Origin of the sequence: Nocardioides sp. (genome assembly GCF_035429765.1) — a bacterium.
Classification (GTDB): domain Bacteria; phylum Actinomycetota; class Actinomycetes; order Propionibacteriales; family Nocardioidaceae; genus Nocardioides.
The window spans coordinates 1-5682 of record NZ_DAOMFK010000201.1 but is presented as its reverse complement, the minus strand read 5'-3'; the positions used below and the strand labels follow the sequence as shown (position 1 = coordinate 5682).

At 73.4% G+C, this 5682-nt stretch carries 4 protein-coding genes; all 4 read left to right on the top strand.

The features are described from left to right. Window positions 1-2658: bifunctional [glutamine synthetase] adenylyltransferase/[glutamine synthetase]-adenylyl-L-tyrosine phosphorylase (locus PLP61_RS14390; RefSeq protein ID WP_324503441.1), on the top strand; the 2658-nt coding region annotated here is incomplete at its 5' end. 51 nt (window positions 2659-2709) lie between these two features. Further along, the gene (locus PLP61_RS14385; RefSeq protein WP_324503440.1) at window positions 2710-4383 is read left to right on the top strand and encodes an MFS transporter; all 1674 of its coding nucleotides are present in this window, start codon (window positions 2710-2712) and stop codon (window positions 4381-4383) included. Between the two features lie 130 nt (window positions 4384-4513). Beyond that, window positions 4514-4909, top strand: a complete 396-nt coding sequence (locus PLP61_RS14380) for an SHOCT domain-containing protein (protein WP_324503439.1) — start codon at window positions 4514-4516, stop codon at window positions 4907-4909. Between the two features lie 106 nt (window positions 4910-5015). After that, on the top strand, window positions 5016-5682 hold a 667-nt coding region (locus tag PLP61_RS14375), incomplete at its 3' end, for an AfsR/SARP family transcriptional regulator (RefSeq protein ID WP_324503438.1).

Genomic DNA, 5682 nt, shown 5'->3' with positions numbered 1-5682 from the left:
ACCTACCCCCCCCGGCGCTCCACCCTGCCGGCCGGTTACGCCCTGCGCGCGGCCCTCCTCGGATCGGTCGGCGCCAACCCCGCCGAGCCCCGCCCGGTGGCCACGGTCGAGGCCGCGGCCGACGTGCTCCGGGTGGAGTACCGACGGCACCTGCTCCGGCTCGCCTCCCGGGACCTGGCCCACCACCTCGCCGTCGAGGACGCCGCCGCGGAGCTCTCGGACCTGGCCGCGGGCACGCTCGAGGCAGCGCTCGCCGTCGCCCGGGCCCGGGTGGGGGACCGGGCCCGCACGGCGCGGCTCGCGGTGGTCGCCATGGGCAAGTGCGGCGCGCACGAGCTGAACTACGTCTCCGACGTGGACGTGATCTTCGTCGCCGAGCCGGTCGAGGGCGCCCCCGAGCAGGAGGCGCTGCGGGTCGCGGCCCAGCTGGCCGCGCAGATGATGCAGGTGTGCTCCGAGCACACGGCTGAGGGCACGATCTGGCCGGTCGACGCGGCGCTGCGTCCCGAGGGCAAGGCCGGTCCGCTGGTGCGCACCCTCGCCAGCCACCGCGGCTACTACGAGCGGTGGGCCAAGACGTGGGAGTTCCAGGCCCTGCTGAAGGCGCGCGCCGTCGCCGGCGACCTGGAGCTCGGCCGCTCCTTCACCGACCTGGTCTCGCCTCTCGTGTGGCAGGTCGCCGAGCGGGAGGGCTTCGTCGCCGACGTGCAGGCGATGCGGCGCCGCGTGCTCGAGCACATCCCCAGCCAGCAGGCCGAGCGGCAGCTCAAGCTGGGATCCGGGGGACTGCGCGACGTCGAGTTCGCGGTGCAGCTCCTGCAGCTGGTGCACGGCCGAGGTGACGACAGGCTGCGCACCCCGGCGACCCTGAGGGCGCTGGCCCAGCTGACCCACGGGGGCTACATCGGCCGCGACGACGGCGACGCCATGCACGCGGCGTACGCCTTCCTGCGCACGCTCGAGCACCGCATCCAGCTCCACCAGCTGCGCCGCACCCACGTGGTCCCCGAGGGCGAGGAGGCACGTCGGCGGCTGGGCCGGTCGATGGGGTTCCTCAAGGACCCGGTGGAGGCGCTCGACCAGGTCTGGAACCACCACCGGCGCGAGGTGCGCCGGCTGCACGAGAAGCTCTTCTACCGCCCGCTCCTGACCGCGGTGGCCCGCATCCCCGGGCACGAGGTCCGGCTCTCGCCGGAGGCGGCCGGGCAGCGCCTGGCCGCCCTGGGCTACCAGGACCCGCAGGCCGCTCTGCGCCACCTGGAGGCACTCACCAGCGGGGTGTCACGCACGGCGGCCATCCAGCGCACGCTCCTGCCGGCCATGCTCGGGTGGTTCGCCGACGCCCCGGATCCCGACGCCGGACTGCTCGGCTTCCGCAGGATCAGCGAGTCGCTGGGCCGCACCTCGTGGTACCTGAAGATGCTCCGCGACGAGGGCGAGGTGGCCGAGCGGCTGGCCCACCTGCTGGCCACCTCCCGCTACGCCACCGACCTGCTGCAGCGCGAGCCGGAGGGGGTCAAGCTGCTGGGGGAGGAGCTGGTGCCGCTCACCGCCGAGGCGATCACCGAGGAGATGCTGGCCACCTCGGGCCGGCAGACGAGCCCGGAGCAGGCGGTGCGGACCATCCGGGGGATCCGCCGGCGCGAGCTGTTCCGGATCGCCGCCGGGGACCTCCTCGGCCTCACCGACGTGGCCGACGTCGGCGCCGCCCTGTCCCGGCTCACCGACGCCACCCTGGAGGCCACGCTGGCCGTGGCCACGGCCGCGGCGGTCGCCGACCGGGGGCTCGCCGGTCCTCCGACCCGGATCGCGGTCGTGGCGATGGGCCGCTACGGGGGGTTCGAGCTGTCGTACGGGAGTGACGCCGACGTCGTCTTCGTCCACGACCCGATGCCCGACGCGGACCCGGAGCTGGCCTCGTCGTTCGCGGCGGCCGTCGCGAACGACGTACGCCGGCTGCTCGCCGCCCCGGGCACCGACCCGCCCCTGGAGGTGGACGCCGACCTGCGGCCCGAGGGACGCCAGGGGCCGCTCGTGCGCACCCTGGACTCCTACGCCGTGTACTACGCCAAGTGGTCGCGGGTGTGGGAGTTCCAGGCGCTGCTCCGGGCGGACGCGGTGGTCGGCGATCCCGAGCTGCGGGCTCGGTTCACCGCGCTGATCGACCCCCTGCGGTTCCCGGCCGCAGGCATCTCCGAGGCCGACGTGCGTGAGGTGCGCCGGATCAAGGCGCGTGTCGACCACGAGCGGCTGCCCCGGGGAGCGGACCCGCACACCCACCTCAAGCTCGGTCGCGGCGGCCTCGCCGACATCGAGTGGACCGTCCAGCTGCTGCAGATGCGCCACGGCGGCCGGGTGCCGCAGCTGCGCACCCCGGTCACGCTCCACGCACTGGCGGCGGCGCAGGCGGAGGGGATCCTCACGCCCGAGGACGCCGAGATCCTGGCGGTCGCCTGGCGCCTGGTCAGCAGGATCCGCAACGCCCTGACACTGGTGCGCGGCAAGCCCTTCGACCAGCTGCCCCACGACCCCCGCGAGCGTGCCGCCGTGGCCAGCGTCCTCGGCTACCCGCCGGGGGACTCCGACCGGATGGTCAACGACTACCTCCGGGCCACCCGTCGCGCCCACGCCGTCGTCGAGCGGGTGTTCTGGGAGTGAGCACCCGACCGCGAGCCCGTCCCACGCCCCTCACCGGAAGCAGGCCCTGACATGACCCAGGCAACGCAGTCCAGCCCCGCGACGACGGGCAGGACCGTCAGCTGGTGGCCTCTGGTGGCGCTGGGCCTCGCCCAGTTCGTGATGGTCCTGGACCAGTCGGCCATGAACGTCTCCATCAGCGCGCTCGTGGACGACTTCGACACCACCGTCACCACGATCCAGGCGGTCATCACGTTCTACTGCCTGGTGATGGCGATGTTCATGCTGACCGGCGGCAAGCTCGGCGACATCCTCGGCCGGCGGCGCACCTTCGTGATCGGGCTGGTGGTCTACGCCGTCGGCTCCGCGCTGACCGCTGTCGCACCGACGGTGACCGTGCTGGCGCTCGGCTGGTCGGTCCTCGAGGGGATCGGCGCGGCCATGGTCATGCCGGCCCTGGTCGCGCTGATCGCCGGCAACTTCGAGGGCGCCTCCCGCAAGGTGGCCTACGCGGTGATCGGCGGGATCGCGGGCGCCGGGATCGCGGTGGGGCCCATCCTCGGCGGCTGGGCGACCACCGAGTACTCCTGGCGGATCATCTTCCTGGGCGAGGTCCTGCTGGTGGGCGTGATCCTGGCGATGACTCCCCGAGTCGTCGACGCGCCGCGGCCGGAGCCGGTGCCCTCGCTCGACTGGGTCGGCACCGTCCTGTCGGCCTCCGGTCTGGGCCTGGTGGTCCTCGGTGTGCTGCAGTCGAGCACCTGGGGGGTGATCCGGCCCAACGACTCGCCGGTGACCGTCTTCGGCCTCGCGCTGACGCCGTTCGTGGTCGGGCTCGGCGGTGTCCTGCTCTGGTCGTTCACGGTCTGGCAGCGCCACCGGGAGGCCGGCGGCCGGGACCCCCTGGTCCACCTCGGCCTGCTGCAGATCCCGTCGCTGCGGGCCGGGCTCGCCGGCCTGTTCTCACAGAACCTGATCCTGATGGGGATCTTCTTCACGGTCCCCTTGTACCTGCAGCTGGTCATCGGCCTGGACGCCCTCGAGACCGGCATCCGGATGCTCCCGGTGTCCATCGCCATGTTCCTCGCCTCCGCAGCCGGGTCGCGGCTGTCCGGGCGGTTCGACGTGCGCTCGATCGTGCGGGCCGGCCTGCTGGTCACGATGGTCGCCATCCTCCTGCTGCTGGGCACCGTGGCGCCCGAGCTGGACAACTCCGGCTTCGCCTGGTCGATGGCCGTGCTCGGAGTGGGGATGGGCCTGATCGCCTCCCAGCTCGGCAACGTGGTGCAGTCCTCGGTGGACACCTCGGGCCGCGGTGAGGCGGGTGGGCTGCAGTACACCGGCCAGCAGCTCGGCTCGTCGCTGGGTGTCGCGCTGCTGGGGGCGGTCGTCCTGGCCGGCCTGACCAGCGCCTTCGTCTCGACGATCGCCGACGACGAGCGGATCAGCGACGAGGTGAGCGCGCAGGTCGGGGTGGCGGTCGGCTCGGGCCTCGACTTCGTGCCCTCCGACGAGATCAGGACAGCCGCGCAGGACGCCGGGCTCGACGAGGCCACCGCCCAGGCGCTCGTGGACGACTACGAGTCCGCCCAGCTGCTGTCGCTCAAGGTGGGCCTGGCGGTGGCGTTCCTGCTCGCGCTCGGGTCCCTTCCCTTCATCCGGCAGCTCCCCCACGGCGAGACCGCCGCGCCGGCCCCGGCCAGCGGAGCCGGGCCTCCGGAGGCTGACCGCGATCTCACCCAGTGAGGACGATGCCGGGCGGTTGCGGAGTGAGGCACGCTGGTACCAACGGGTCTGGTGGGACACCAGACGTGCGAGCGAGCCCTGAGCCGGCCCACCACGGGACGGGGCCAGGGACATGAGAGAAGGACTGACAATGGACTCGATCAGCACCGACTTCTGGGACGTTCTCCTGTGGAGCATCTGGCTGTTCATCTGGATCGCAGCGATCATGATCTGGTTCCGCTGCGTGTTCGACATGTTCAGCGACCGCACCCTCAGTGGTTGGGGCAAGGCCGGCTGGGCCATCCTGCTGATCTTCCTGCCCTGGCTGGGCGCGCTGATCTACCTGATCGCCCGCGGGCGCAGCATGACCGACCGGCAGATGCAGGCGGTGGCGCAGCAGCAGGCGGCGCAGGAGAAGTACATCCAGCAGGTGGCCGGAAGCGGGGCCAACCCGGCGCAGCAGATCGCCGACGCCCAGAAGCTGCTGGACTCCGGGGCCATCACCCAGGCCGAGTTCGACGCCCTGAAGGCCAAGGCTCTCGCCTGACCGACCGACCCCTCTCCGCCCCCGCCCCGTCCCCATGGGGTGGGGGCGGAGTCGCGTCCGCCCCCGATGACGCCACGACCGGCTCATCCGCTCCTATCATGCGGGGATGCGGGTGAGCGTCCTGGGCGGTACCGGCGTCACCATGGCGGGCGTCCCGGTGGACCTCGGGGCCCGCAAGCAGCGCGCGCTGGTCGCGGCGCTGGCCCTCCACCTGGGCCGTCCGGTGTCGGTCGACGCGCTGATCGACCTGCTGTGGGCCGACGCCCCGCCGCCGGGAGTGGCCGGCACCCTGCAGTCGTACGTCGCCGGGCTGCGTCGCTGCCTGGAGCCCGACCGGCCGCCCCGCGCCCCGGCGACCGTGCTCGTCACCAGCCCGCCCGGCTACGCCCTGCGACTACCTGCCGACGCCGTCGACGCCCACCGGTTCGAGGTGGCCGTCGGTGCCTCCCACCGGGTGCTGGACCCGCTCTCCCCGACGGTCGGCGCCGCTGCCCCGCAGGTCGCCACTGACGTGGTCGCCGACGCGCTCGCTCGGCTCGACGAGGCCCTCGCCAGCTGGCGGGGCACGCCCTACCTGGAGCTGGACCAGGCCGCAGGAGCCGTCGCCGAACGGGCACGGCTGGAGGAGCTGCGACTCCTGGCGCTGGAGGACCACGCGGTCGCCGAGCTGGCGCTCGGTCGGCACGCGACCGTCGCCGCCGAGCTCGAGGCACTCACGGCGAGCCACCCGCTCCGGGAACGGCTCTGGGGGCTCCGTGCCGTCGCGCTCGCCC

Coding starts and splice junctions, on each gene's coding strand:
- PLP61_RS14385 (WP_324503440.1), top strand. CDS start 2,710: ATGACCCAGGCAACGCAGTCCAGCCCCGCGACGACGGGCAGGACCGTC.
- PLP61_RS14380 (WP_324503439.1), top strand. CDS start 4,514: ATGGACTCGATCAGCACCGACTTCTGGGACGTTCTCCTGTGGAGCATC.